This window comes from Pseudomonas sp. TWP3-1 (assembly GCF_049896625.1).
Lineage (GTDB): Bacteria > Pseudomonadota > Gammaproteobacteria > Pseudomonadales > Pseudomonadaceae > Aquipseudomonas.
On the sequence record NZ_JAFCUQ010000001.1, the window covers coordinates 434,429 to 460,860 of the forward strand.

Sequence of the window (26,432 nt, forward strand, 5' to 3'; positions counted from 1 at the left end):
GGCATTGATTACGGCGCAGGGGAACTGCGCATCGGCTCCAGTCACTGGAATTGTATTTAGCGAGTGACCCGTTGGTATGAGGTTTTTTCGCCATGTCGCAACGACACGATCAATCCGCATCTGAATCATTTGCTCAACTACTCCACCCCAAACTTTTCCTCGCTCCGCGTTTCGATCACCTAACCTCTTAGGATTGTGTGATCAACCTGGTTCGAGCCCCCATGCAAAAAGCATTATTGTTTTTCTTCGCGCTTCTCCTCCTCGGCCCAGCCATCGCGTCGGTGTCGGCCGCCGATCTGCCGGGCACGGCCGAGATCAACACCGCTGCCCCGCTCCCCGGTGTCACTCAAACCGATTTGCAGGCACTGCAACAGCGCCTTGACGGTCTCAAACAGCAGATCTCCTCCGCGAACAATTACAACCAGCTCGAAGGCCCGCAGGATCGGGTGCAGGCGTTTATTCTGGACCTGGATCGGTTGTCGGCCTCGTTGTTGCCGCAGCAGGCGCAGTTGACCGTGCAGCTTGGTGTTTTGGGCGCGGCACCGGTCGGTGAGGTGGCGGCCGAGCAGGCAGATATCGTGGCGCAGCGTGCGGCCTTGACCGAGCAAAAGAACAAGGTCGATACCGCGCTGAAGAATGTCGCGACGCTGAAGCAAAGTGCGACGGAGCTGATCACCCAGATCGCTGGCATTAGGCGCACGCTGCTGGAAAGCGAATTGACTCTGCGCAGCCACAGTGTGTTGAGCACCGGGTTCTGGGCGCCGCTGGTTGCGCCGTCGTGGGACGACCGTCACCGGTTGGGGGGGTTTGTTGATCAAATCAAGGCAACCGGTGCCGAAGCATTGAGGCCGCAACAGCGGTTTTACACCGGCGTTCTGGTGCTGCTGGCCTGGCTGGTGTGGACGTTGGGCCGGCGGTTCGCTGATCGGTGGTTGGCATGGGTGTGTATTCATCGGATGCCGGAGGGACGCTTGCGCCGCAGTTCGCTGGCATTCGCTTCCGCGCTGGCAACGCTGGCGGCCACAGCGATTGCGCTGGAGTTGTTGTTTTACGCCTGCACTCGGCATGTACCGTTGCCGCCGATGCTGGCGACGTTTTCCGATGAATTCGAGAAGGTGGTTTATGCCTGTGTGCTGATCACCGGGTTGAGCCGCGCGTTGCTCTCGACCGAGCGTCCGACGTGGCGTTTGCCGGGGATGGCGGACGAGGTCGCACTCACACTCAAGCCATTCTTTCAGATTCTCGCCGGTACGCTGTTGGTGCTGGTCACGCTGGTGCAGATCTTCAACGCTTCCGGGATGAGCAGCCAGATCGTGATCTCCGGGCGTGGGGTGATAGCGCTGGTGGTGATGGGGATTGTGGCGACGTTGCTGTATCGACTCGGCAAGGTGCGCAAGGCGCTGGCGGCGGCCGGTGAAGCGCCGGTCGCGGGCAATACATTTGCCGGTGTGGTGTACACCGTCGCCACTCTGGCAATGGTAATTGCGCTCGGCGCGCTGCTGATCGGCTACGTGTCGCTGGCGCGTTTTATCACTTACGAGCTGGTGTGGGCGTTCATCGTGTTCTGCGGATTTTATCTGCTGATGCAACTGCTCAAGGACAGCTGCGAGTACCTGTTCTCGCCGCGCCACTCCAGCGGCAAGGCGTTGAAGCAGTTGCTGGGCATCGGCGATCGGCGCCTTGAACAAGCCTCGACGCTGCTGGCGGGCGTGGGGCGCGCCGGATTGCTGCTGCTGGCGGTGATTACCATGTTCGTCGGCGGCATCGGCACTACGCTCGGGCAACTGATCGCCAACATCGGCACCATCCTTGGCGGTGCCGGGCTGCGCAAATTGAACATCGTGCCTGGGCATTTGCTCAACGCGATGCTGGCGCTGCTGATCGGCATCTACCTGATCCGCGCTTTGCGCCGCTGGCTCGACCACGAGTTTCTGCCAAAGACCGATATGGACCCTGGCATGTGCGCCTCGCTGAGCACACTGTTTTCCAACATCGGTTATGCGTTGGTAATTCTGTTGACGCTGTCGTCGCTAGGCGTGCAGTGGACCAATCTGGCGTGGATCGTCAGTGCGCTGTCGGTGGGTATCGGTTTCGGTTTGCAGGAGATCGTGAAGAACTTCGTCTCCGGTCTGATTCTGCTGACCGAGCGCCCGGTCAAGGTCGGCGATTTGATCAGCATCAGCGGCGTCGAGGGCGATATCCGCCGCATCAATGTGCGCGCCACCGAGATCCAGCTCAGCGATCGCTCGATTGTGATCGTGCCCAATTCGCAGCTGATCTCGCAGAATCTGCGCAACGTCACGCTCGGCGGCAGCGCCCAGGGTGTAGCGACGCTGGAGCTGATGTTTCCGCTGGACATCGACCCGGAGCAGGTGCAGAACCTGCTGTTCGACACCTACACCGAACACGAAACCATCCTCGCCAACCCGGCGCCGTTCGTGCGCTTCAGCAAGCTGTCGCCGGACGGGATCACGTTGACGGTGACCGGTTACGTGGCCAGCCCGAGGATTGTCGGCACGACCAAGAGTGATTTGCTGTTCGAAATCCTCAAGCGCTTGAGCGCGGCGGGAATCGAGCTGGCAAAACCGGCCCAACCGCCCGCCTGACGCTTGCGTCGGTCAGTCGTAAAAAGGCGCAACCAACTCGCGGCTGCCGACGAAGAAACTGTCAGCCACCAGCCGCAGCGGTTGCAGATCGAGGTCGCTGGTTTTGTCCTTGATCAACTGCTGGAAATGTCGGTACACCGCTGCGTACTCGCCCTCCTCCGACACCGCTTGGCGCACGCCGTCGATGCTCAACATTGCGCCACCATTGTCGAGGCGCAGCACACCTTCGGCGCAACGGACTTCGATGCTCCAGAGCTCATCGTGACCGTGATCGAAATCAAACTCGGCGCGTACATCGAGCTGGCGCGCGTCGGACATTTTTATCGACGCGGCAATCGGCGACTGGCAGTTACTCGGCACGCGCAGCTCGGCGGATTCGACAAACAGCGGCAACGCCAGCAGGTGGGTGGCAATCGACAAGGCGTTGATGCCCGGATCGAATACACCGAGGCCGCCGGGCTGCCAGATCCACGCCTGACCGGGGTGCCATTTGCGCACGTCTTCCTTCCAGTCGATCTGCACACTTTGCAGAGTGCGGCTGGCCAGCCAGTCACGCGCCGCTTCGATGCCCGGCGCGTAACGCGAATGCCAGGCGAACAGACCGCTGACGCCTTGCGCGTTGACCTGATCGACCAACGCCAGCGCTTCACCGAGGGTTGGGCACGGCGGTTTTTCCACGAGTACGTGCTTGCCGGCGGCCAGCGCTTGCTGCACCAGCGCGAAGCGACCTTGTGGCGGCGTGCAGAAGGCAACCGCATCGACCTGCGGGCCGTTTTCCAGCAGCTCGCTCAGGGATCGGAAATTCTCAACGCCGGCGCAAGGCTGCCCTTGCGTTGCCACGGCCACCAACTCGAACGCCGGGTTGGCCATGATCGCTGGCACGTGTTGATCCTGGGCAATCTTGCCGTAGCCCACCAGACCGAGACGGATCGGTTGCATCAATGACTCCTGATTGTTTGTCTTGTTTTAGGAAGCGTTTATAGGTCGAACGCGGTCACACTACAATCCGCGGGTTCGCGGGGACTTATCCTGACAAGGGAGTGAAAGATTGGATAGCAGAGAATTTGCGCCATTAGACCAAAGAGAACGGGAGCAGGTGCAGCGCTTCAACCGCAAGCTCAAATGGATGCCGCGTTTCCGCATTCGCAATCGTCTGACGCCGCGTTTGATTCAGGGTTTGTTGCGGGTTGCGCAGATCTCTGGCGCGGGGACATTGCGCGGGGTTGTTGCCGAGACCAAAGTGATCACGGTGGACGGCGTGGCCGTTCCTTTGCGGATTATCAGACCCGAAGGCCCGGCAAAAGGCGTGGTGCTGGACTACCACGGTGGCGGCTGGGTGATTGGCAATGCGCAGATGGATGACGCGTTTAACGTGGCGATGGTCAACGCGTGCGAGGTGATCACCGTGTCGGTTGATTACCGGTTGGCGGTGTCGACGCCGATCGAAGGCTTGCTGAGTGACTGCCTTGGCGCGGCGCGTTGGCTGTTGGGCGACTGCGAAGAATTCAAGGACCTGCCGGTTATCGTCGTCGGCGAATCCGCTGGTGCGCATCTCGCCGCTGCAACGTTGTTGTCACTGAAAGCCTCGCCCGACTTGCTCAAACGCGTACTCGGGACGGTTCTGTATTACGGCGTCTATGACCTGACCGGAACGCCAAGCGTGCGCGCCGCTGGCCCGGATACGCTGTTGCTCGACGGCCCAGGTATGGTTGAAGCACTGCGCATGCTCACGCCAGACAGGAGCGACGAACAACGTCGCCAACCGCCGCTATCGCCGCTGTATGGCGACTTCAGCGGTCTGCCTCCGGCGCTGCTGTTTGCCGGTGAGCTCGATCCGTTGCGTGACGACACGCTGCTGATCGCCCGGCAGTGGATGAAAGCCGCCGAAGTTGACCTGCACCTGTTGCCGGCCTGTCCCCATGGCTTCATTCACTTCCCCACAACTGTCGCAGCACGGGTTCTGAGCCACAGCCGACAGTGGATCAGCGCGCGCATCAACCAGCCAGCTTGCCGCCAATAAGGCGTATCCGGTGGCAGTCACGCGGCCCGAGTTTCTCACCGCTTGCCGAGCGCACTTCAATCGGCAGCAGCGGTTGGTCGGAGGCGTTATCCAGCAACAGCGAGCGCGTCTCCTGCGGCTCGAACAGATGGCGCTCGCCCCACTGGCGCATGCTGATTACCAGCGGAAAAATCTCCCGCCCCTTCTCGGTCAGTACGTACTCTTTGTAAGCGCTGCCGTCCGACGCCGGTTGCACATCAAACACCCCGACCTCGACCAAGGCTTTCAGGCGCGACGCCAGAATGTTTTTCGCCACGCCGAGGCTCTTCTGAAACTCACTGAAGCGGCGAATGTCGTCAAACGCATCGCGGATGATCATCAGCGACCAGCGATCGCCAATGGCCTCAAGGGTTCTGGCGACTGGGCATTCGTTGCCTGACGGTGATGCGACTTCGACCATGTTGGGACCTCCCGAAATTTGATCCTGGCGAGTCTAGCGACCCGCCAGGCGAAACATGGTTGCAATTTGAAACCTGATATTGCAACAATCAGCTCAGGTTTTAATTTGAAACCAGTTTAACGCCATGGAGGCGTGCATGACAGCAGATGCAAAATTGGCCATCAACACATCGCGTGCGACTGACGGGCTATCGCCGGCGCTGACGTTTTTGTTTTCGGTCACCTGCGCGCTGGCAGTGGCCAATGTTTACTTCGCCCAACCGTTGCTTGATTCCATCGCTCAGAGCCTGGGCGTAGCGCCGTCGATGATCGGGATCGTGGTGATGGCGACTCAGGTTGGTTACGCGCTGGGGTTATTGTTCATCGTGCCGTTGGGGGATCTGGTCAATCGCAAGCGGCTGGTTCTGACTCAAGTCCTGTTGTCGTCAGCGGCGCTCGCGGCTGTCGGCGCTGCACAGCAATGGCTGGTCCTGTTGAGCGCGATGATCGCCGTTGGTTTGTTGGCCGTGGTGGTTCAAGTGTTGGTGGCTTACACCGCGATGCTCGCAACGCCCGCACAACGCGGACAAGCCGTGGGCACGGTCACCAGCGGCATCGTGCTGGGCATTCTGTTGGCGCGGTTTACTTCTGGTGTGATTGCAGATCTTGCGGGATGGCGTGCGGTTTATTTTGTGTCATCGGGGTTGATGCTGAGCATCGCCGCAGTGCTGTGGAAAGTCGCACCGGTCACCGCGCTGCCGCGCCATCGAGAGTCGTATCGGGCGCTGATCGGTTCTCTGTTCAAACTGTTCATCACCGAACGCACGTTACGGGTCAGAGGCCTGTTGGCGATGTTGATCTTCGGCGCTTTCTCGGTGCTGTGGACGTCGATGGTGCTGCCATTGAGCGCCCCGCCGCTGTCGCTTTCTCATACGGCGATCGGCCTGTTTGGCTTGGCCGGCGTTGCGGGTGCGCTGGCGGCCAGAAGTGCCGGTCGCTGGGCTGACCGGGGTTTGGGGCAACGGGTGACCGGCATATCCCTCGCGCTGCTGACGTTTTCATGGCTGCCCAGCAGTTTTGCCGAGTCTTCGCTGATCGCGCTGGTCATCGGCGTGATCCTGCTCGACTTCGCGGTGCAGGCCGTGCACGTCACCAACCAGAGCATGATCTTCGCCGCACGACCCGACGCGCAAAGTCGCATGGTCGGGGCGTACATGTGTTTCTACTCAGTCGGTAGCGCACTGGGCGCCGTCGCCGCGACCCAGGTTTACGCGCGCTGGGGCTGGATCGCGGTCAGCCTGCTCGGCGCTGCGATCAGCGCGACCGCCCTGCTCCTGTGGTTTCTCACGCTTCATCACTCAACGCCCGCTCAAGGAAGACCCGCATGAAGGCCAGGCACCTGTTACTCGCCATTGCGATTACCGCAATCTGGGGCATCAATTTCTCGGTGATCAAACTGGGACTGACCACGGTTGACCCGTTCATCCTCGCCGGCATTCGCTTCACCCTGTGCGCGCTGCCGGCGATCCTGTTCATCCCGAAACCTGACGTGCAATGGCGCTACATCATCGGCTACGGACTGGTGTTCGGCATCGGGTTGTGGGGCGTGGTCAATCTCGGGATCAAATCCGGGCTTTCGGCGGGCATTGCTTCGCTGGTGCTGCAGTTCAGCGCGTTCTTCACCATCCTGCTCGGGTCGTGGGTGTTCAAGGAAAGGATTTCGCGCTTTCAATACGCGGGCATGGCGCTCGCGTTGTGTGGTCTGCTGAGCATTCTTTCGATCGTCGATGGCACCGTCACCACGCTTGGCTTGAGCCTGGTGCTGCTCGGCGCAGTTGCCTGGAGCGCGGCCAACGTGATCAACAAGAAAGCCAGAACCACCGAGGTTTTTGCGTTTCTTGTGTGGTCGAGTGCGTTCTCGCCGATACCGCTGTTTGCACTGGATTACGCGGTGAACGGCACGACGGGGTACAGCGCATTGGTCAGCCAACTCGACTACCGCGCCGTCCTGTCGATTCTGTTTCAGGTCTATCCCAACACGCTGTTCGGCTACTGGGTATGGAACTCGTTGCTCAAGCAATATCCGGTGTCCACCGTCGCGCCGTTGTCGTTGCTGGTGCCGGTGTTCGGGTTGCTGGGTTCGGTGGTGATTTTTGATGAGCAATTGTCGCTGAACAAGATTATTGCGGTGGTGCTGATTGTGTCGGGGCTTGGGGTCGGGTTGTATGGGCAGCGGTTGCTTGGCGCGGTTCTAAAGCGCTACGCAACCGTATGAAGGCGATCAGATCGCTGCACTTTCGGCCTGATCATCAGCTCTGATGACGACGCTTCTGTCCTCATCCAACTGATAGGGCATATCTGCCTCAACGCCATCCGTACCGGTCTTGACCACCACGTTGGTGTAGCGCTTGCCGTCCCAGCAGCGGAATACCAATGTCGAGTTTTCGCCGCCGGTAAGGGTTGAGCCAATGCTCGCGATGAGGCGACTGTTGGCGCCTGCGGTCAGCTCGCAGTTCTTGCCGGCCGTCAGCTTGCTGGCGTCACCGGCCATGAGCACACAATCGTCGCCCGCCGTGAGTTTGCTTCGATCGCCCGCGGTGAGGTAACTCTTGCTGCCAGCCAACAGTTTGCTGCGGTCGCCCGCGGTCTGGTTACTGCCCGCACCCGCAGTCAGTTTGCTGCGGTCACCGGCCATCTGGATGCTGTCAGCGCCGGCGATCAACGTGCTGCGCGAACCCGCCGTCTGCGAACTGCCCTTGCCGGCGATCAACATGCTTTTGTGCCCGGCAATCTGCGTGCTTTCCTGGCCCGCAATCAGCGAACTTTTGTGACTGGCGATCTGGTTGCTGCCGTACCCGGCCGTCAGGCTACTGTGCATGCCGGCAGTCAGGCTGCTGCCATAACCGGCGGTCAGCACGCTTTCAAGTCCACTGATCAGCGTGCTGCCATAACCCGCCGTGAGGAAGCTGTGCATGCCACTGGTCAAGGAGCTGCCGTAACCGGCAATCAGTGAGCTGTCCTGCCCCGCTGTTCCGTTGCTGCCATAACCTGCGGTGAGCGTGCTGTCGCGCGCTGCCATCTGGGTACTGCCGTAACCGGCGGTCAACGTACTGGCATAACCAGCGATTTGCGTGCTGCCGTAACCGGCCATCAACGAGCTATCAAAACCAGCCGTTTGCGTGCTGCCATAACCCGCGGTGAGCGTGCTGCTGTCCAGAGCGGTCAGCGTACTGCCGTAACCTGCGGTCAGGATGCTGGCGTAACCGGCGGTTTGAGTACTGCCATAACCGGCCACCAGCGTACTGCTATAACCCGCAGTAGAGGTGCTGCCATAACCGGTGGTCAGCGAGCTTTCTTCCTGAGCGGTTTGAGTACTGCCGTAACCTGCGGTCAGTGTGCTTTGGTAGCCTGCGGTTTGCGTACTGCCGTAGCCGGCGATCAGCGTGCTTTCGCAGCCGGCGGTCGATGTACTTCCGTAGCCGGTAGTTAACCAGCTTTGCTCCTGAGCCGTCTGGCAACTGCCATAACCCGCGGTGAGCGTTGAATCATAGCCGGCGGTCTGGGTGCTGCCGTACCCGGCGATCAGCGAACTTTGATAACCCGCAGTCGACGTACTGCCGTAGCCAGCGGTAAGCGAGCTGTTGTCCTGAGCGGTTTGCGTGCTGCCGTAGCCGGCAGTCAGGGTGCTGTCATAGCCGGTTGTTTGAGTACTGCCATAGCCTGCAATCAACGAACTGTTGAATCCGGCTGTTGAAGTACTGCCATAACCCGCAGTGAGTGAACTGTCTTCCTGCGCCGTCTGGGTACTGCCGTAGCCCGCCGTGAGCGTGCTTTCTTGACCGGCGGTTTGCGTACTGCCATAACCCGCGACCAGCGAACTGTCAGGCCCGGCTGTGCTTGTACTGCCATAACCCGTGGTCAGCGAGCTGCCTTCTTGCGCTGTTTGGGTACTGCCGTATCCGGCAGTCAGAACGCTGCCGTGCCCGGCGGTTTGTGTGCTGCCGTACCCGGCGATTAATGAGCTGTCGTATCCACCGGTTTCAGTACTGCCGTAGCCGGCGATGAGATCGCTGCTTTCCTGGGCTGTCTGAGTACTACCGTAGCCCGAGGTCAGAATGCTTTTGTAGCCTGCTGTCTGAGTGCTGCCGTAACCAGCGATTAATGCACTTCCGTGCCCGGCGGTTTGCGAGCTGCCATACCCGGCAGTCACCATACTCCCGGATCCAGTAGTAGCCGTACTGCCGTAGCCGGCGGTGAGATCACTACCTTCCTGAGCCGTCTGCGTACTACCGTAGCCGGCAGTCAGGGTGCTTTCTCCTCCCGCAGTCTGGGTGCTGCCATAACCGGCGATCAGCGAACTGTCGGAGCCAGCGGTGCTGGTGCTGCCATAACCAGCGGTGAGATCGCTGCCCAATTGAGCCGTTTGCGTACTGCCATAACCGGCGGTCAGGGAGCTATCTCCCCCGGCAGTCTGCGTACTGCCATAGCCTGCGATCAGCGAGCTGTCTGAGCCTGCTGTGCTTGTGCTGCCATAGCCGGCAGTGAGATCGCTACCATATTGAGCCGTTTGCGTACTGCCATAACCGGCAGTCAGGGTGCTGTCTTCCCCGGCGGTCTGCGTACTGCCATAACCGGCAATCAGCGAGCTGTCTGAACCCGCGGTGCTCGTACTGCCGTAACCGGCAGTAAGATCGCTGCCCAATTGAGCTGTTTGGGTACTGCCATAACCGGCAGTCAGGGAGCTGTCTTCCCCGGCAGTCTGCGTACTGCCATAACCGGCAATCAGCGAGCTGTCGGAACCTGCGGTGCCGGTGCTGCCGTAGCCCGCCGTGAGATCACTGCCTTCCTGCGCCGTTTGCGTACTGCCGTAACCGGCGGTCAAAGAGCTTTCACCTCCGGCAGTCTGCGTGCTGCCATAACCGGCGATCAGCGAGCTGTCGGAGCCTGCGGTGCCGGTGCTGCCATAGCCTGCGGTGAGATCACTGCCAACTTTGGCAGTTTGCGTGCTGCCGTATCCCGCCATCAGCGAGCTTTCATCTCCGGCAGTTTGGGTACTGCCGTAGCCGGCAATGATCGAACTATCGGAGCCCGACGTCCCGGTACTGCCATATCCGGCAATCAGCGTGCTGCGATCTCCAGCAGTTTCAGTGCTGCCATAGCCTGCGATGAGCTGACTCTGATTTGCGCCAGTCAGGGTACTTCCATAAACAGCGGTTTCGAGTTTTTGCACAACCCGAACAGTTGTCCGGCGTTTGACGGTATCGGGAGCAATTTCAGCTGTCAGCGCCAGGACGGGAGTTACCGCACTGGTGTCTGGCTGCACTTCAGGCAACACAAATGCCTCAATCAAATTCGTCGTCGAGGATTCAAACTTCTCAGCGTTATCGCAGAGATAGCCCATTGCGCTATCTCGTGTACCCACATGAACCACTTCAGCCCGCGAAAATTTGACCCCTTCATCATCTTCAAGAAAAATCAGGTCACTCACCGCAACTTCACATACGACCCATCGCGCATCTGTCTGCATGCTCAAATGAGCGTCTGGCCCCTGCCCCCAAAGCAACCCGGTCAAGCCATTTTCAAGCTTTCGCGTAGGTTCCCAATACTTGCATTCCACCCATCCTGAGATGGGCCAGACCAGACCGCAGTGGTCGGCCATGTTATTGGCACATGTGCGCAGCACCAAAACCTTGTCGGTGTTCATTTCCTGATACCTTCACAACTTTAAATCTCTGAAATCCTTTGGAGTCGAACGTCCTTCATAGAATCCATGTGCAGAATCAAATCAGGCAATAACGTCGACACAGATACAGAGCATCTGACTGCGACACACTAAAAACCAAATACGTTAATCTTTCGACTCTGAACAATAACCGCAATTTGCAACCGTAATCACATTGCGACAGGGTAATGATTGAGCAAATCGGTATTTATATGAAGAAAAACGAAGTAGATTTCAGTATCGATTAGAAATACTTAATCAGGACTGCAGTCATGAAGCTCGACGCAAAACAAATGCAGGCGTTTCTGGCGGTAGTGGAAAGTGGCAGTTTTGAGAAGGCTGCGCAACGCTTGAGTGTCACGCCTTCAGCGGTATCGCAGAGGATTCACGCGCTCGAAGTCCGGCTCGGCAGTGCAGTGGTGGTGCGCGGGCGCCCGTGCGAGGCGACGCTGACTGGAAGAAAACTGATGATCTATCTTCGCCGCGCAACAGTGCTTGAGGAAGAGCTGCTGCATGATCTGTCCGGCGATGAAAAAGACCACTTGCGAGTCGTGGTCGGCGTCAACGGTGACACCCTGTGTACATGGTTTTTCCCGGCACTCGCCGAGTTCTTCGTGAGCGAAAATATCCTGCTCGATGTCGTGGTCGACGACCAGGATCACACCTACACGCTGTTGGAAAGTGGCCAAGTCATTGCGTGCATCGGCACGCGCGCTCTGCCAATGCGGGGTTGTTTCGCAGAGCTTCTGGGGTCGGTTCGCTATCAGCTGGTGGCGTCCCCGGCCTTTGAGGCGCGATGGTTTGCCAAAGGGCTGACACGAGACGCGGCGCGCAAGGCGCCGATTTTTGCGTACTCGCGCAAAGACACGTTGCAGTCCGAGTTCATGCAGTCTCGCCTGGGCCTGCACCCGGACACGTTCCCGATTCACTACTTATCACTTCCGGAGGCACGCCTGAAGGCCATTCGCCGCGGCCTCGGCTACGGCATGATTCCACAGCTGCAAGTGAGCGACTTGCTGAAAAACCGGGAGTTGGTGGATTTGGCGCCCGGCCACTTCGCCGATGTCGCGCTCTATTGGCACGCCTGGGCCGTACAGTCACCGCGTATGGAAGCACTTACGCGGCACGTGATACATGCCGCCCGGCGCATCCTGAGCGCGAAGTTACCGACCAAGCGCTCTACCGTGCTGAAACAGAGATAAAACGCAGCGCTTACGCAGCCTGCCGACGCATCGTCAGAATCGCCGCGCCGAAACCGATAAACGTCGTCCCCACCACCCGGCTGACCCAGCGCGACAGTTCCGGCCGGGTCAACCAACCCTTGGCTCGCGAGGCGAGTGCTGCGTACATGCTGAGCGACGTCACCGACAGCGCCATGAAGATTGACGTCAGAATCAAAAACTGCGGCAGCAACGCCTCACTTTGATTGATGAACTGCGGGAACAATGCAGTGAAAAACATCGTCGCCTTGGGATTGGTCACCGCCGTCAGGAACGCCGATTTATACAGCCTGGTGCGCGTCGGCCGGCTCTTGGCCACGTCGGCCTCGGCACCCTGCGCAAGCATCGGGCCCTTCTTGGTGAACTGCTTGATACCCAGATAAAACAGGTAGCAGGCGCCGATGATCTTTACCGCGTTGAACAGCATCTCAGAACTGGCGAGCAACGCGCCGAGGCCGAGCATCGCAGCGGCCGACAGGCAGAACAGACCGCTCGCGTTGCCAAGGGACGACCAGATCGCGCTGCGCTGGCCGTGAGCCAGACTGTTGTTGATCGCCATCAACGTCGCGGGGCCGGGGCTGGCGATGGCAATTGCACCGACCAGGGTGAAAGCCAGAAGCGAGTGAGAGTCCATTTTCATGCTCGTTGGAGTGGGTTGGCCATATTACAGTCGTCACATCCGTGTGAGAAGCGACGAGCATTGCAACTCCAGGAAGGAAGCCGGACCGGAGAACAGACGTTCAACTGATCACAGCCCCTTTCGGTCCACTGGCAATCAGCGCAGCACCGCAAGCGGTTTTCATACCGTCCAGAGCGATGGGCGTGCCATCAACGGTGTAGGTGCTGCTGCCCTCGACAATCGGGAAAACCCCTTTGCACAATGGGCAACTGACCTTATGACCGACCCCGGCAATCGGCTTGCCGTTGAGGTCGGTCTGGGGGAATGCTTCGAGCACCTTGCCACCGTGAGTGGTGGAGTCGCCGAGGCGAATTGCGTCTTTCAAACTGTCACTCCTTTGACTTGGGTTGGGGCTGGCTGTCTGAGTCGATACATTCCGAGCGGACTGGAAGGAGTAATCAACTACCTCCATATTTAGACAGCTCGCTCATCCAAGTCCGTCAGGAACAAAGTTATCAGGTGCCCATCTCGTAACGTCATCAGTGTGTCATGAACGGAACAGTGGCAAGCGATAAGCACTCATCCAGACGAGCTGATGAGATGCCTGAGTGTTGTAAGCATGCGTCTTCGTACGCAATATTTTCTCCATCAGAGATGGCCGAAAGATACTCATCGACTACCGAGAAAACACAAGAGCCGGGGATATCAACTGAAAAGAGTGACAACTCCTTGTTAGACACACAAGAAGCACCAAGCTTTTGAAGCTTGTCGATAATTTCTGATTTTTTTTCAGGATTATTGGCATACACCCTGATTGTTGAGTGCCCACCCTGCCTGATTACATGCGTTACGATTAACTCGCCATCATTCTGACGCGCTAGCACGCTATCCCCCTTGCTTACGCCATACGTGTAATAAGGCGTATTGTCGACAATATAAACATTATCTCCTTGGTAAATCCCCCATACCGACTCCGCAGAAACCGGTGGGTAATCGTCCTCATCAGGTGTTAACTCAAAAATAATTTTATGAAAAATTTCGGTCATGTGAGATGCGCTCATGGGTTGGAACGACCTAGGCGATTCAAAATCTTGTAATTCGGCTTGATTGAGTTTGAATCCTCGCGATTACAATGACGGCACAGTATCTCAGTGTTAGCCTCATCGTTACCTCCGCCCAGCGAGTCAGGATCAATATGGTCGAATTGTCGTTCATTCGAAGGGGGAGTGACACCCCGCTGGCTCTTCTTACCCGGCACCACTGCAATAAGACACTTTTCGCACGTCTCGACACCGTAGAATTCCTTGTTCTCCGTTGCTACGTTAGCCTTCACTTTTTTAGGAATGCGAGCAAGGCCTAAGGGATCAACCCATTCCAACGGGTTCGGTGCATATTGGTACACGTTGAGTCCACCCGCCAACCCTATTGGGTCTTTGCTGATGAACCTTCCTGTGCTCGGGTCGTAGTACCGGTATAGATTGTAATGTAGCCCAGTCTCATGATCATGGTACTGCCCCTGAAACCGTATCGGGTTGGTCACACCATGCTGCCGCGCCCATTCCGAACGCTGCTCCGTCAGTTGTCCCCACGCCTTGTACTGTGCAGCCCAAGCCATATTGCCTTGTTGATCGGTCAGCTCCTGCGGCGTGCCCAGGTGGTCGCACTGGTACCAGGCCAACGCATCAAATTGCATTGCTATGGCTTTGTGATTCCACAACGGGTCATCATCAAGACTGAAAGCACTGGTGTAATTCGGAAGCTCCATAAGAACAATCGGTGCATGGCGCACCGCCTGCACAACAGGAACAAAGGTGCCTGGTTCGAAGATGTAGTGAACAGTGCGCCCAGGCTCTCCATCGGCCTGCGGGGGACTGCTTTCCCATGCAAGGTTGTCGCCATCCCAACCGTAGAGCGTGAAGCCGCAGCCCAGCTCTTGCTGCTTGCGTGCGTGTTCGTTGCGGTTCCACAGGGAGCCGGCTTCCGGGCGCTGCTTGTAGTGAGCGCGAGAGTTTTTGTGTAGGCGTCGCCCCAGCGCGTCATAAGCGAAATCGACCGCGAGGCGTGGATCTTCGAAGTGCACCAGCCGGTCAAACAAGTCCCACTTCAGATCGCTACGCTGCCCGTTGTGCCAGCGCTGGATCTGGTTGCCGCGTTCGTCGTAGTCGTAGTGGGTGCCGGCGTATTCGCGCAGCAGATTGTCGACCAGTTTGCTGCGCGGCGGGGTCAGGTCCAGAGGACGACGAATTTCCGTCGCTTTGTCGTCCAGCAGGTTGCCGGCCGGGTCGAACGCGAAGGTTTCCACGCCTTGACGCGTCGCGGCGCTGAGCAGTCGGCCGACCGGATCGTAGCGATAGACGAGCGGCCCGCGACGGCTGTCGTTGATGTCAGTCAGTTGGCCTGCAGCGTCGTAGGTGTACTCGCGTTTGAGCAGTGTGGATTTGTCGTCGCTGCGTCCCAGCAACTGTTCCTGCAAGCGGCCGGCCGGGTCCCAGCTCTGGGTTTGCAGCAGATGATTGCCTTGATGGCGGGCGACTTCGCGGTGCAGGTCGTCGCGTTCGTAGCCGATCAGTTCATGTTCATCCAGGCGCAGGCCGAGCAGGTGGCCGCTGCCGTACGTCAGCCAACTGACGCGGTGGCCGTCGGGGCGCACGGTGGCAACTCGTTGGTTGAGCACGTCGTACTCGTGCTGCCAGATTGCGACGGTAGGCTTTTCCAGGCCGAGGTAATGTTGGTGTTCGCGCAGCAGATTGCCGGCCGGGTCGTGGAACCATTGCAGGCGGCTGTCGGCGTTGTCGGCCAGCACCATGTTGCCGTTGCCGTCGTAGGCGAAGGTCTCGCTTTGTGACTGATCGCCGAAGGTCGCGCGACGCTCGGTCAAACGTCCCATTGGGTCGAAGCTCAGCGCGATCACGCGCTCGCCATTGGCGGACTGGGCCAAACAACCAGTGAGTGGATCATACTGATAACGGGTGGTGCGCCCATCAAAATCGGACTCTTCCAGCAGACGACCTACCGGGTCGTAGTGGAAGTGCGCGCGTTGTTCGTTTTCGTTTTCCAGTGCCTGCAACCGTCCCAGGCGATCCCAGCGATAACGTAGCGTCTGCTCTGCCGCATCAACACGCTCGGCAATGAAACCAGCAGTGGTATAGCTCCAGGTGGTGCAGCGATCCAGCCCATCGACATGCGCCAGCAAACGACCTTCGGCGTCACGCTCGAAGCGCTCTTCGGTTTTGTCCGGGTGCTTGATCAGTACCAACTGCCCGGCTTTGTATTCGTACTCGGTGGCGTTCCCGGCGGCGTCGGTGAAGGAGATCATCTGCCCCCGTTCGTTGTACTCCCAAGCACTGGTTTTGCCCGAACAGTCGACGTACTCCACCAGTTGCCCAGCGTCGTTGCAATCCAACGTCTTTTCATTGCCGTTGGCGTCCTTAATTGCCGTAGGTTTACCAGCCTTGTTGTAGGCGTATTCGGTCTTATTGCCCAGCGGATCGACAGCTTCGACCAGATTGCCTTGGTCGTCATAGGTGCGCTGCCACTGCCCGCCCTCGGCATCGCTGATCTTGGTCAGCAGATCCTGATCGTCGTAGGCGTAATGCATCACAGTTTGATCGGCGCGTAGGTGCTCAAGTAAATTGCCGCGCTCATCGTAGCTGTAGCGATCCGTGCTGCCGTCAGTGTGTACGTGGCGCACCACGTTTTTCGCCTCGTCACGGAACAGCCATTCCGAACGCTCATCGGCGTAGCGGATTCGGTAGGTGTAACCCTGGATGTCGTAGTAGTGCCACGTCTCGTTGCCCAGCGCATCCGTGACATAGGTCAAACGAATGTTCTCATCCCACTCCAGACGCGTGTCGAAGCTGCCGTCGTCAGCCCATTCGCGCACGGCTTTGGCATCGGCGCCGACGCCTTGCCATTGCAGATTCATGCCACGACCGGTGCGGTCGGTATAACGGGTGATCAGGTGATGTTGGTATTGATATGACCAGACCGAGGCATTCTCGTCCTGTGCCTGAATCAGGTCGCCATCAGTGCCGTACTGGTAAGCGCAAAGTTGCCGCAGCGGGGCACCATCAACAATTTCCCACAAGCCAATCAAGCGGCCGTGATCATCGATCAGCGTGCCGAGGTGCAGGTGGACTTTGCTGACATCGTTTTCCTGATAGGTGATCAGATCCGAGAGCACCGAATGCTCGCCGTGACGATGCTCGTGATGCAGCATGATTCCAGCGCCGTTGCGCAGCGAAATATTCGTCAGCACAAAGCGCTGACCACGGCGCACATAGGTTTCCTTGCGCTCGAAACCGCGGCACAGCAATAGCTGATCTTCGCCAGTACGAACCAGGGTGATGTCTTCGATGGCGTCGTAGTGGACCAGACCCAGCTTGGGCAACGGATAGCTGTGGTTACGTCCGTCGGCGCCGTGGAACGTCAGGCCATCGTCCACACAGTCAAACCGCGTAGTGAATTTAGTGATCCAGCGCGCACCCAGTTCGCTGTGATCGTAGGCGCCGAGGCGTGAGTTATAGGTGCGCGTCCATTCAATCGGGAATGGACCTGGAAGACTGAAATCGGTGTGGTGTAGGGTTTCTGAACCGAGTGCAAAGTTGATTCTATGGCAGGTGCTGGAGCAAGTGCCGTTCTTTTTGCCATTGGCTGCTCCTGTCGCCGGCGCCTGGCGACTCGTGGCCTCCAGGCGGCCCTCTCCCGCCCGGTGTTGAGCTTTACTGGTCGCCGCGGGCTTGACGCTGGCGCCCTGCCCGTGTGACCTACGCTTGCGCCAGGTCACCACAGAACCGGCCAGCATCTGCAGAAGCCAACCGATCGAATGCTGCACACCCGGATTACCCAGTTTCTTCAACTGGGTTTGCAACTCTGAGCCCAGAGTACGCAGGGTGGACGTGTGACTGAGCACCAAGGCCTTGGCACTTTCTGGCAGCAGATTTTTCGCGGCGCTGTTGGCCGCACCTTTACCTACGGCTTTATAAGCACTGAAGGCCGCGCCAAAAATATTGCCAATGGCGGCTTTGGGGTTGTGCAGTAATTGTCCGCCGGCTGCACTCATTTTGGCGCCCGCCGCGTTGAGGTCGCCCTTGGCGTCGAGCTTGCCGTTGACTACGGTTTCCAGACCTTTGGCAATTTCGTTTACGGCGTTTTTACCGAGTGTGCCAGCATCATCAAGAATGCCTGCCAATTTGGGCTGGGCCTGTTTTACAAAGTCATCGATTGTGCCGACGATGGTCGCGTTCAAATGGCCGATCAGCACTTCGATCAATGAGTCACCGAGCAGCATTTTGGCGCTGTTACGCAGCTCTTGGCGCACCAGTGCCAAGGTCGGACGCAAGCTCATCCGCGCCGACGCCATGGTAGGCGGTGCCGGTAACACACCAATCAGATTGATGCCCAGACTGACCCAGTCCAGCAGCTCGCGTTGCTTGCTCTTGGACAACGTGACGATATCGCCCAGCGCATCGACCAACGCCATGATGTTGCCCACCACGGGCAAGGCGCCCGCGACGTTTTTGATCCGATCCAGCGTGACTACACCACCACTGATGGATTGCAGCCAGGCATCAAATCTCGCGGCACCGCGCCCGACGTCTTTGATGTCGATCGTGTTGAGCGGAACAATGGCAACCTGAGGCTGCCGTTTCACAGCATTCTCAGTCGTCATACCAACACCTCACCCGCCAACAAACCCGGAGTTTTCAAGGAAGGTTTCGCAAGCGTTGGCGCCGGCAGCGTCGGCAACTTGCCCGTCTTGCTCGCCAGGCTCAGCACACTAGAAGCACTCGGCATGGCGGCACTCGCCAGTTTCGGCAATCCGGCCACTCCGCCCTGCACTGCGCCTTTCACCTGCTGCGCCGTTTGCATTGCGCCTTGTGCCGTCTGCACCGCACTCATCCCTGTCTGTGCCATTTCCTTGCCCTTCTCCAGCATGTCCCAGTTCTTCGTTGGCAATACCTGCGCGACCATTGCTTGCACCTGACTTGGCACCTCTGCAGCGTCGGGCGGATTCAACGGCCACTCCGGTTTGCCGATGTAACTGCCGTCGCTCCAGGTGTCTGCCGGATCCTTGCCGAACAGCACGCGCGCTGGCCCCGGAGCGGCGCCAGAGACGCTGGCGAAACCCTTGGCGTCGAGCTTGCCCTTGATGCTTTTGCCCAAGGCATCGATGACTTCGTAATCGCCTTCCTTGATGCCCTGGCGCCCGGCGTATTGGTTGAACAGTTCGAGGTTGCCTTTGCCCGGTTTCGGTGGCTCCGGGAATACGCCCGCCAAGGATTTGGCCCCGGTATAGGCGAAGTTCGCCGCATGCGCGGTGTACGGGCCGCTGGTGGCGTGGGTGATGCCACCGGCGTTGTAGGTGGTGGCGCTGCCACCGCCCTGGATCACCAGTTCAGTCTTGGCGGTGATGGTGATGCGGTCGGCATTGGCGGTGATGTTAAGTTTGGCCAGCAGGTTGATGCTGTCCTTCAGCGCGCGCACGTCGATGTCACCGGACGCGGCTACCAAACGCCAACCCATGCTCTGAACGAACAGGCGCATGCCGCGACTGGCGCTGGCCAGCAGACGTTTGCCGATCGACAGGCTGGTGTGCCCGGTGCTGCTCAATGCCAGATGTTCGCCGGTGGCGATGTGGCTGGAGCGCGGTGTGGTCAGGGCGATGCCGGCCGGGCTGGCCAGTACCAGATGCGGTTCAGTGAATTCCGGGAATTCGTTGGCTGTCATGTTCGCCGGGCCACTGCCGAGCACACCTTGATGCTGGGCGTGCAAGGCCTTGGCCACGTCGTCCTGATCGCCGGATTCCTGCGCTTGCAACTCTTTGGCCTGCACCGCAAAACCGTCCTGCTGATCGCTCGCGGTGGCGAGGCGTTCGGCGGTTTCCGGCAGATCCTTGTGGTGTTTGGATTCGTTCGGACGTGGCTCGGTGGTGATCAGCAGACCGGCACCGGCACGCACTGCGCCGTGGCGGTCGGTGCGCAATTCGAAACCTTCGCCACGCGGCTGACCGCCGCTTGGGCGCGGATGCGTCAGATAACCGAGGTTGATCGCGCTCGCACCGTGATCACTGCGCAGCGCGATGCTGATCTCGCTGGTGGTGTCGTCGATTCGCAGTTCGTTGGCGCGGCTGCCCTTGTATTCCTTACTCTTGACCGTGGCCAGGGTCTTGAAATCCGGCAGCTTGTACGGCGGAAGATTCGCGCCGTGGTACAGGCAACCGGTGATCAACGGCTGGTCGGGATCGCCTTCCAGGAAGCTGATCAGCACTTCCATGCCAACCCGCGGGATGTTGATCGAACCGAAGGTCTGCGCCGCCCAGTTCGACGCCACGCGCATCCAGCAGGTGGTCATGTCGTCGTGCTTGCCTTCGCGGTCCCAGAAGAACTGCACCTTGACCCGGCCATACTGGTCGCAGTAGATCTCTTCGCCTTCAGGGCCGGTGACCACCGCACTTTGCGCGCCGAGGACTTTCGGTTTCGGGTGATCGAGCGGCGGACGGTACGGCACGTCCCACAGGATCGCGCTGAAGCGGTTGCGGTAGCCCTGGTGAAAATCGTCCTTCAGGTCAGTGGTGTCGCTGGTGACCGACTCTTCCAGCACTTGCGGCTGCTTGCCTTCGTGGAAGATCTCAGTGAGTAGCCACAGGTCGTTCCAGGTCGGGTTGGCGTGTTCGGTCAGGGCGAGGAAATGCCCGGTGACGAGGATTGGTTGGTCGCTGTTGCCTTCGGCCAGACGATAGTCGCTGCGATGCCGTTCCAGCGCCCGATTAGCCAGATGTTTACCGCGGTCGCGATCAACGAACCGACCCGGGTAATCGTAATCTTCCAGATCCGGCTGGGCGCTGCTTTTGGCATCACTTTCCAGCTCGATCTTGGGTTTGACGAAGTCGTAATCGCGTCGTGTGGTACGGCTGGTGCGCGTGGCCAGACGCAGGCCGAAACGCTTGACCACCGGTTTGTCCGCGACCAGCCCGGAGTCCTGTTGATAGGCCACCGGCGCCAGTTTCGGGAACACCGTCTGGTCATCGCCAAAGGTCAGTTTGTGGCCACTGGCGCTGTGCTGGAAGTGGTAGTGAATCCCCTCCTCCTCGCACAGGCGCTGGATGAAATGCAGATCGGACTCGTCGTACTGCACGCAGTAGATGCGCTCTGGGTAAATCGCGCTGAGCTGGAAGTGATAATCGCTGGCGAGGATGCCGTGTTCTTCCAGCACCTGGCTGATAATTTGCTGCACGGTCATCTGCTGGAAAATCCGCTGATTGATCCGGTGCGCCAGGTACGCCAGTTGCGGGCGCAGGGTGATCTTGTAGCGGGTCAGACGCTTGCCCGCCTCGCCCTGAGCGATGCTGTAGACCAGCCCGTGAATCCCGGTGCCGCTGGGCGACAGTTGTAGAAAAGCCAGTTTGTGCAGCACGCTTTCGAGGTTGATCGCAGCCTTTTCGCTGACCAGTTCCAGCTCGAATTCGAAGGGGGTGTTGAGTGCCTCCCGGCCGGTAAACGACAAGACCTGGAAATCGGTTTCCACGCCATCGATGGTCAGGTTGAAATGAGGCTGATTGGCCGGTGAGAACATTCCTTTGTTCCTCGCAGAAGTGCAGCACGCGCGCGTCATGCCCATGTGGGCAGACGGGATTGCCGCTCGAGATAGCGATTCACACATCAAAATGCGTGCCAGCCATTAGTGAGCTATTACGGATCAATGATTTACGCCGTCAGCGCGGGGAATCTTCGATTTTCTCTGTAGGAAACAGCCTAAAAGTGCGCAAGAAGTTGCGCAGTACTGCGCAACTTCTTGCGCACTTGGCTGTAGGCCACGAACGGCGTGGCTTGTAGACGATTCACGGGAGGATTTGGCGAAAACCACTGCGCAACTTCTTGCGCAACTCACCGTAATATTTTCCGCTCGCCAGCGACCGCTTCGGGCAAATTAAATGAACCCTGCGCGCATGCCTCCGCCTAACAGAACAGACCATCAGGAGGTAGCTCATGCAGATCGAAACAATATGGGTTGTGTTGGCCGTCGCGCTGTTGCTGGTCGAGTTGTGGGCCATCAACCGGGTGCGCAAAAGCGCAGGCAAATCGAGTAACAAGGGTGTGTGGATCGTACTGATCGTGTTTGTACCGTTGCTTGGATTGATCGCTTGGGCCTTGGCCGGGCCGAAGCACGTGACCCAGGCTTAGCGCCTGCTTCATGGACGCAAAACAAACCCCGATGATTCGGGGTTTTTTATTGGCCGGGGTTTGTATCGCAGTGTGTACCGAATGCTCGCGGGTACAGCCCACGGCATTTGGCGAGCAAAACTGAAACAGCGCAGATACGTCGAGAAGATTTACTGAAGTTCAAGGTTTGCAGGGTTCAGCCAGAGCCCTGACCCGTCGCTTGCAAAGGGGACTTCAGATGAAGCATGCACTGCGCACCACCTCATCCGCCAACAGCCGGCGCCTGCTGGGCTTGTCGATCATCGCGACTGCACTGATGCAGTTCGGCGTTTTCAACGTCGCCAATGCGCAAAGTGCTGCGCCGCAGGTCGTGAAAAGCGTCAGTTTGCCGTTCGGCCCGCTCAAGCACATCAAAGCCGGTTTGCTCGACGTGGCCTACGCGGAAACCGGCCCGGCCGATGGTCCGGTGGTGATTCTGCTGCACGGCTGGCCCTACGACATTCACAGCTACGACGACGTCGCGCCGCTGCTGGCCGCCAAGGGCTATCGCGTGTTGATGCCCTATGCCCGCGGTTATGGCGACACCCATTTCCTCTCTGACAAAAGCGTGCGCAATGGCCAGCCTGCCGCATTGGCCAGCGATGTTATCGATTTCATGGACGCGCTGAAAATCAAGCAAGCAGTGCTCGGCGGCTACGACTGGGGCGCGCGTTCGGCGGGCATTGTCTCGGCGTTGTGGCCGGAGCGGGTCAAGGCGCTGGTGTCGGTCAGCGGGTATCTGATCGGCAATCAGGCCGCCGGCAAGAACCCGCTGCCGCCCAAGGCTGAGCTGCAATGGTGGTATCAGTTCTACTTCGCCACCGAGCGCGGCGCCGCCGGTTACCAGAAAAATACCCACGATTTCGCCAGGCTGATCTGGCAACTGGCGTCACCGAAGTGGGCGTTCGATGACGCCACGTTCGAGCGCAGTGCCGCTGCGCTGGACAACCCGGATCATGTGGCGATCACGGTGTTCAACTACCGCTGGCGTCTGGGTCTGGTGCAGGGTGAAAGCCAATACGATGCGCTGGAACAGAAGCTCGCTAGCGCGCCATCGATCAGCGTGCCGACCATTACCCTCGAAGGCGATGCCAACGGCGCGCCGCATCCGGCGCCGGCGGACTATGCCAAGCGTTTTACCGGCAAATACCAGTTCCGCTTGATCGACGGCGGCATCGGCCACAACCTGCCGCAGGAAGACCCGAAAGCATTTGCCAAGGCGATCATCGACGCGGATCACTTGTGACGCATAACCGAACCTTGTGGCGAGGGAGCCTGCTCCCGCTGGGTTGCGAAGCGACCCCTAAAATCTGGGCCTGCTGCGCAGTCCAGCGGGAGCAAGCTCCCTCGCCACAAGAGCCCATCGCCGCAAGTTACTTGATCAGGCGTTTTTCTTTTGAGGGGCGATAACCGAAATAGGCGCTGTAGCACTTGCTGAAATGGCTCGGCGAGACAAACCCGCACGCCACCAGCACATCCACTTGTGACAGCTCGGTGTGTTGCAGCAAGCGCCGCGCTTCGGTGATGCGCAGTTCCATGTAATAGCGCTGTGGCGTGGTGCCGAGTTGTTCTTTGAATAACCGTTCGAGCTGGCGCCGCGAACGCCCGGCGTATACCGCCAGTTGCTCCAGTTCCAACGGCTCTTCAAGGTTGGCATCCATCAGTTTCACCACTTCACGCAACGGCGCGCTGACGCAGATGTTTTCGGTCGGTTTGATCCGCCGATAGCGCGATTCCTCGAACGCCAGAATGTCTTCGATGCCCTCGACCAAAGCCTTGTCATGCAGCGACTTGATCCAGTCCAGCGCCATGTGAAAAGCCCCGGACGGACTGGACGCGGTCAAGCGGTCACGGTCGATCACATAAGGCTCGCTGCTGACCTGAGTCGCCCTGGAAATCTCTGCCAGCGCCGGCCGATGCTCCGGGTGAATCGCACAGCGATAGCCTTCCAGCACCCCTGCCCGGCCGAGAAACCAGGCGCCGTTCCACAAGCCCGCGAGAATGATGCCCGCCTCTGCCGCGTGTTTCAGCACGCCGATGAATTCATCGCTGGCCTTCAGTTCGGTGCGATAACCGCCGCAAATCACCAGCAGATCGAGTTCTTGCAGTGCGCTGACATCGAGCCGTGCATCCGGGCGAATCACCAATCCCAGATCACTGACGACTTCGTGTTCGTCCAGGCCAAAGGTCCGCGTCGAGAACAAGCCCGGACGCAGCAGATTCGAAGTAATGAGGGTGTCCAGCGCTTGAGTGAACGCCGGCAAGGAGAAATGCTCCAGCAACACAAAACCGGTGCGGGTCATGTGCCCCGGGCCGCTGGAAGGCTCGTTCAGGTAGCGAAGGTTCTTGCCCTTCATGCCACCGCTGAATTGGCGTCGTTCGATCAAGGTCCTGCCCACTGTTCTTGTTGGAACAAGATTTGTAAGCGCGGGCGCCACCGAACGCAAGCGCGACGCCGAAACGTCGCGCTTGCAGCACTATCAGTGCGGTGCTCGGTGGATGGTTTTCATCAAGTCTTCCGGGCTGATATGCCCGACCACGCTGCCCGGTTGCGGCTGGTTGAAAATGTGCCCTTTCATCTTGCCGATCACGTGCATCTCGCACGGTTTGCAGTCGAACTTCAGGGTCAGCACTTCGTCGCCATGGATCAACTGCATCGGCGCGACTTTGGTCTTCACGCCGGTCACGCCTTTAGCCTGTTTCGGGCACAGGTTGAAGGAGAAACGCAGGCAGTGCTTGGTGATCATCACCGGCACTTCGCCTTTTTCTTCATGGGCCTCGTAGGCCGCGTCGATCAGCTTCACGCCGTGGCGATGATAGAACTCGCGCGCCTTGTGGTTGTAGACGTTGGCCAGAAACGACAGATGCGACTCGGGGTACACCGGCGGCGGCGTGGTTTCCGCCTTGCGCCCACCACGTGGATGCGCGGCAATGCGCGCGGCGGTCAGCGCTTCAATCACTTCGCGGCGCAGAGCTTTGAGCTGCGAATTCGGGATGAAAAACGCTTGCGGCGCATCCAGCTCGATCGACGTCGCGTGATACTCAGTGGTGCCGAGTTGGCCGAGCAGATCGTGCAGGGTTTCCAGCGCCTGTTCCGGCTTGTTGGCCACACCAAACGGCCCGTCAAGGCGGACGCTGGCGCTGATGCCTTCTTCGCTGGTGGCGATCAGTTCCAGACGATCTTCACGCAAACGCGCCAGCCAGGTCAGGCCAATGCGACGCTCGGCAGAAGTCTTCTGCAAGGCCTGCTGCCAGTTGTGGTCGAGGTTGCGATTGAGCGGATGGTTGGGCCGCAGCTTGTGCATGCCTTCGGGCATTTCGTTGGGCTCGACGCGGTAGCGATAACGCTTCTCGCCGTCCTCGTCGAATTCGCCCTTGGCCTCGGCGATGTTGGCGCGGAAACCCACCACTTCGCGCTTGACCAGCACGTTAAGACCGTCACCGTTGGACAGCGGCTCGTGGGTGATCACTTGCATGTCACGCTTGCCGACTTTCTCGACCACGCCGACGGCCAGACCAGTGAAAGTCGGCGAATCGAACGCGCCGATGTCGACCTTGCGCTCGCTGACGAAGTAATCGGTGCTGCCACGGTGGAAGGTTTTTTCCGGGTCGGGCAGGAAGAAATGCGCGGTGCGGCCGCTGGAGGCGCGAGCCAGATCCGGACGATCTTCGAGCACGGCGTCGAGGCGCTGGCGGTAATAGGCGGTGATGTTTTTCACATAGCCCATGTCCTTGTAGCGACCTTCGATCTTGAACGAACGCACGCCCGCCTCGACCAGCGCGCGGATGTTGGCGCTCTGGTTGTTGTCCTTCATCGACAGCAGGTGTTTTTCGTAGGCGATCACGCCGCCCTGCTCGTCTTTCAGGGTGTACGGCAGACGGCAAGCCTGCGAGCAGTCGCCACGGTTGGCACTGCGCCCGGTCTGCGCGTGGGAAATGTTGCACTGGCCGGAGAACGCCACACACAACGCGCCGTGAATGAAGAACTCAATGGCGGCATCGGTTTCGGCGGCGATGGCGTGGATTTCTTGCAGGTTCAGCTCACGAGCCAATACCAGCTGCGAGAAACCGGCCTGATCGAGGAACTTGGCGCGATCCAGAGTGCGGATGTCAGTCTGGGTGCTGGCGTGCAGCTCGATTGGCGGGATATCCAGTTCCATCACACCGAGATCCTGGACGATCAGCGCGTCAACGCCGGCGTCGTACAACTGATGGATCAGCTTGCGTGCCGGCTCCAGTTCGTTGTCGTGCAGGATGGTGTTGATGGTGGTGAAGATGCGCGCGTGGTAACGGCGGGCAAATTCCACCAGTTCGGCGATTTCTTTGACCTCGTTGCACGCGTTATGCCGCGCGCCGAAGCTCGGGCCACCGATGTACACCGCATCGGCGCCATGCAGGATAGCTTCGCGGGCAATGGCCACGTCGCGGGCGGGGCTGAGCAATTCCAGGTGATGCTTGGGCAAGGACATATATTTTTTTAGTCAGGCTGTCACGGTCGAGGCGCGCATTGTAGCCGCGAAACGCGCGACCGGCACGCCTGTGCTGCCGGGTGGCAGCTGACGACAATGCTGGAGACACCGCAATCCCTGTGGGAGCTGGCAAGTCGAACCGTCGCACCGCAGCTCCCA

The 26,432-nt window shown here is 59.1% G+C and carries 16 protein-coding genes and 1 pseudogene; 7 read left to right on the forward strand and 10 right to left on the reverse strand.

The features are described 5' to 3' along the window. The first annotated feature begins 221 nt into the window (after positions 1 to 221). Entirely contained in the window at positions 222 to 2,606 is a 2,385-nt protein-coding gene (locus ACP7BN_RS02105; RefSeq protein ID WP_426201212.1) for a DUF3772 domain-containing protein, read from the forward strand. Between the two features lie 12 nt (positions 2,607 to 2,618). On the opposite strand, the gene ACP7BN_RS02110 is transcribed toward ACP7BN_RS02105, so the two are convergent. After that, positions 2,619 to 3,545: a Gfo/Idh/MocA family protein gene (locus ACP7BN_RS02110; RefSeq protein WP_426201214.1), complete on the reverse strand. Its 927-nt coding sequence runs from the start codon at positions 3,543 to 3,545 to the stop codon at positions 2,619 to 2,621. A gap of 187 nt (positions 3,546 to 3,732) precedes the next feature. Here ACP7BN_RS02110 and ACP7BN_RS02115 point away from each other — a divergent pair, with 187 nt between their 5' ends. Then, positions 3,733 to 4,626, forward strand: a complete 894-nt coding sequence (locus ACP7BN_RS02115; protein ID WP_426201576.1) for an alpha/beta hydrolase — start codon at positions 3,733 to 3,735, stop codon at positions 4,624 to 4,626. Here the strand turns inward: ACP7BN_RS02115 and ACP7BN_RS02120 are convergent. Further along, complete coding sequence (locus tag ACP7BN_RS02120) at positions 4,601 to 5,065, reverse strand: winged helix-turn-helix transcriptional regulator (protein WP_426201216.1); 465 nt, start codon at positions 5,063 to 5,065, stop codon at positions 4,601 to 4,603. The two genes, ACP7BN_RS02115 and ACP7BN_RS02120, sit on opposite strands and share 26 nt — an antisense overlap. Before the next feature lie 136 nt (positions 5,066 to 5,201). Here ACP7BN_RS02120 and ACP7BN_RS02125 point away from each other — a divergent pair, with 136 nt between their 5' ends. Beyond that, entirely contained in the window at positions 5,202 to 6,431 is a 1,230-nt protein-coding gene (locus ACP7BN_RS02125) for an MFS transporter (protein ID WP_426201218.1), read from the forward strand. Further along, positions 6,428 to 7,318, forward strand: a complete 891-nt coding sequence (locus ACP7BN_RS02130; RefSeq protein ID WP_426201220.1) for an EamA family transporter — start codon at positions 6,428 to 6,430, stop codon at positions 7,316 to 7,318. The genes ACP7BN_RS02125 and ACP7BN_RS02130 overlap by 4 nt, the downstream gene beginning before the upstream one ends. 6 nt (positions 7,319 to 7,324) lie before the next feature. Here the strand turns inward: ACP7BN_RS02130 and ACP7BN_RS02135 are convergent. After that, a pseudogene (locus ACP7BN_RS02135) lies at positions 7,325 to 10,255 on the reverse strand (Ice nucleation protein); the annotation flags it as partial. A 782-nt stretch (positions 10,256 to 11,037) separates the two neighbouring features. On the opposite strand from ACP7BN_RS02135, the gene argP reads away from it, so the two are divergent. After that, positions 11,038 to 11,967, forward strand: a complete 930-nt coding sequence (argP, locus tag ACP7BN_RS02140) for an HTH-type transcriptional regulator ArgP (protein ID WP_426201222.1) — start codon at positions 11,038 to 11,040, stop codon at positions 11,965 to 11,967. 10 nt (positions 11,968 to 11,977) lie between these two features. Here argP and ACP7BN_RS02145 read toward each other — a convergent pair whose 3' ends face one another. From ACP7BN_RS02145 to ACP7BN_RS02165, 5 genes are all read right to left on the reverse strand, one after another. Then, the gene (locus tag ACP7BN_RS02145; protein ID WP_426201224.1) at positions 11,978 to 12,619 is read right to left on the reverse strand and encodes a LysE family translocator; all 642 of its coding nucleotides are present in this window, start codon (positions 12,617 to 12,619) and stop codon (positions 11,978 to 11,980) included. 106 nt (positions 12,620 to 12,725) lie between these two features. Continuing rightward, the gene (locus tag ACP7BN_RS02150; protein ID WP_426201226.1) at positions 12,726 to 12,989 is read right to left on the reverse strand and encodes a PAAR domain-containing protein; all 264 of its coding nucleotides are present in this window, start codon (positions 12,987 to 12,989) and stop codon (positions 12,726 to 12,728) included. Positions 12,990 to 13,143: 154 nt separating this feature from the next. After that, positions 13,144 to 13,650, reverse strand: coding sequence for a DUF4265 domain-containing protein (locus ACP7BN_RS02155; RefSeq protein ID WP_426201228.1), 507 nt, complete (start codon positions 13,648 to 13,650; stop codon positions 13,144 to 13,146). A gap of 11 nt (positions 13,651 to 13,661) precedes the next feature. Next, complete coding sequence (locus ACP7BN_RS02160) at positions 13,662 to 18,275, reverse strand: RHS repeat-associated core domain-containing protein (RefSeq protein WP_426201230.1); 4,614 nt, start codon at positions 18,273 to 18,275, stop codon at positions 13,662 to 13,664. Further along, the gene (locus ACP7BN_RS02165) at positions 18,272 to 21,178 is read right to left on the reverse strand and encodes a type VI secretion system tip protein VgrG (protein ID WP_426201232.1); all 2,907 of its coding nucleotides are present in this window, start codon (positions 21,176 to 21,178) and stop codon (positions 18,272 to 18,274) included. The genes ACP7BN_RS02160 and ACP7BN_RS02165 overlap by 4 nt, the downstream gene beginning before the upstream one ends. Before the next feature lie 413 nt (positions 21,179 to 21,591). On the opposite strand from ACP7BN_RS02165, the gene ACP7BN_RS02170 reads away from it, so the two are divergent. Both ACP7BN_RS02170 and ACP7BN_RS02175 read left to right on the forward strand, forming a co-directional pair. Beyond that, a complete protein-coding gene (locus ACP7BN_RS02170) occupies positions 21,592 to 21,786 on the forward strand; it encodes a PLD nuclease N-terminal domain-containing protein (protein WP_420650331.1) in 195 nt (64 codons plus the stop codon). Between the two features lie 217 nt (positions 21,787 to 22,003). After that, positions 22,004 to 23,050 carry an alpha/beta fold hydrolase gene (locus tag ACP7BN_RS02175; RefSeq protein WP_426201234.1) on the forward strand — a complete coding sequence of 349 codons (1,047 nt, stop codon included), beginning with the start codon at positions 22,004 to 22,006 and terminating at the stop codon, positions 23,048 to 23,050. 127 nt (positions 23,051 to 23,177) lie between these two features. Here ACP7BN_RS02175 and ACP7BN_RS02180 read toward each other — a convergent pair whose 3' ends face one another. Both ACP7BN_RS02180 and ACP7BN_RS02185 read right to left on the reverse strand, forming a co-directional pair. Then, positions 23,178 to 24,161, reverse strand: a complete 984-nt coding sequence (locus ACP7BN_RS02180; RefSeq protein WP_426201578.1) for a GlxA family transcriptional regulator — start codon at positions 24,159 to 24,161, stop codon at positions 23,178 to 23,180. Between the two features lie 123 nt (positions 24,162 to 24,284). Then, the gene (locus ACP7BN_RS02185; RefSeq protein WP_426201236.1) at positions 24,285 to 26,273 is read right to left on the reverse strand and encodes a peptidase U32 family protein; all 1,989 of its coding nucleotides are present in this window, start codon (positions 26,271 to 26,273) and stop codon (positions 24,285 to 24,287) included. Positions 26,274 to 26,432: the final 159 nt, after the last annotated feature.

What these genes read in the sequence shown, in the direction of transcription:
- ACP7BN_RS02105 (WP_426201212.1), top strand. Translation starts at nt 222, where the DNA reads ATGCAAAAAGCATTATTGTTTTTCTTCGCGCTTCTCCTCCTCGGCCCA.
- ACP7BN_RS02110 (WP_426201214.1), bottom strand. Translation starts at nt 3,545, where the DNA reads ATGCAACCGATCCGTCTCGGTCTGGTGGGCTACGGCAAGATTGCCCAG.
- ACP7BN_RS02115 (WP_426201576.1), top strand. Translation starts at nt 3,733, where the DNA reads ATGCCGCGTTTCCGCATTCGCAATCGTCTGACGCCGCGTTTGATTCAG.
- ACP7BN_RS02120 (WP_426201216.1), bottom strand. Translation starts at nt 5,065, where the DNA reads ATGGTCGAAGTCGCATCACCGTCAGGCAACGAATGCCCAGTCGCCAGA.
- ACP7BN_RS02125 (WP_426201218.1), top strand. Translation starts at nt 5,202, where the DNA reads ATGACAGCAGATGCAAAATTGGCCATCAACACATCGCGTGCGACTGAC.
- ACP7BN_RS02130 (WP_426201220.1), top strand. Translation starts at nt 6,428, where the DNA reads ATGAAGGCCAGGCACCTGTTACTCGCCATTGCGATTACCGCAATCTGG.
- argP (WP_426201222.1), top strand. Translation starts at nt 11,038, where the DNA reads ATGAAGCTCGACGCAAAACAAATGCAGGCGTTTCTGGCGGTAGTGGAA.
- ACP7BN_RS02145 (WP_426201224.1), bottom strand. Translation starts at nt 12,619, where the DNA reads ATGGACTCTCACTCGCTTCTGGCTTTCACCCTGGTCGGTGCAATTGCC.
- ACP7BN_RS02155 (WP_426201228.1), bottom strand. Translation starts at nt 13,650, where the DNA reads ATGACCGAAATTTTTCATAAAATTATTTTTGAGTTAACACCTGATGAG.
- ACP7BN_RS02160 (WP_426201230.1), bottom strand. Translation starts at nt 18,275, where the DNA reads ATGACGACTGAGAATGCTGTGAAACGGCAGCCTCAGGTTGCCATTGTT.
- ACP7BN_RS02165 (WP_426201232.1), bottom strand. Translation starts at nt 21,178, where the DNA reads ATGTTCTCACCGGCCAATCAGCCTCATTTCAACCTGACCATCGATGGC.
- ACP7BN_RS02170 (WP_420650331.1), top strand. Translation starts at nt 21,592, where the DNA reads ATGCAGATCGAAACAATATGGGTTGTGTTGGCCGTCGCGCTGTTGCTG.
- ACP7BN_RS02175 (WP_426201234.1), top strand. Translation starts at nt 22,004, where the DNA reads ATGAAGCATGCACTGCGCACCACCTCATCCGCCAACAGCCGGCGCCTG.
- ACP7BN_RS02180 (WP_426201578.1), bottom strand. Translation starts at nt 24,161, where the DNA reads ATGAAGGGCAAGAACCTTCGCTACCTGAACGAGCCTTCCAGCGGCCCG.
- ACP7BN_RS02185 (WP_426201236.1), bottom strand. Translation starts at nt 26,273, where the DNA reads ATGTCCTTGCCCAAGCATCACCTGGAATTGCTCAGCCCCGCCCGCGAC.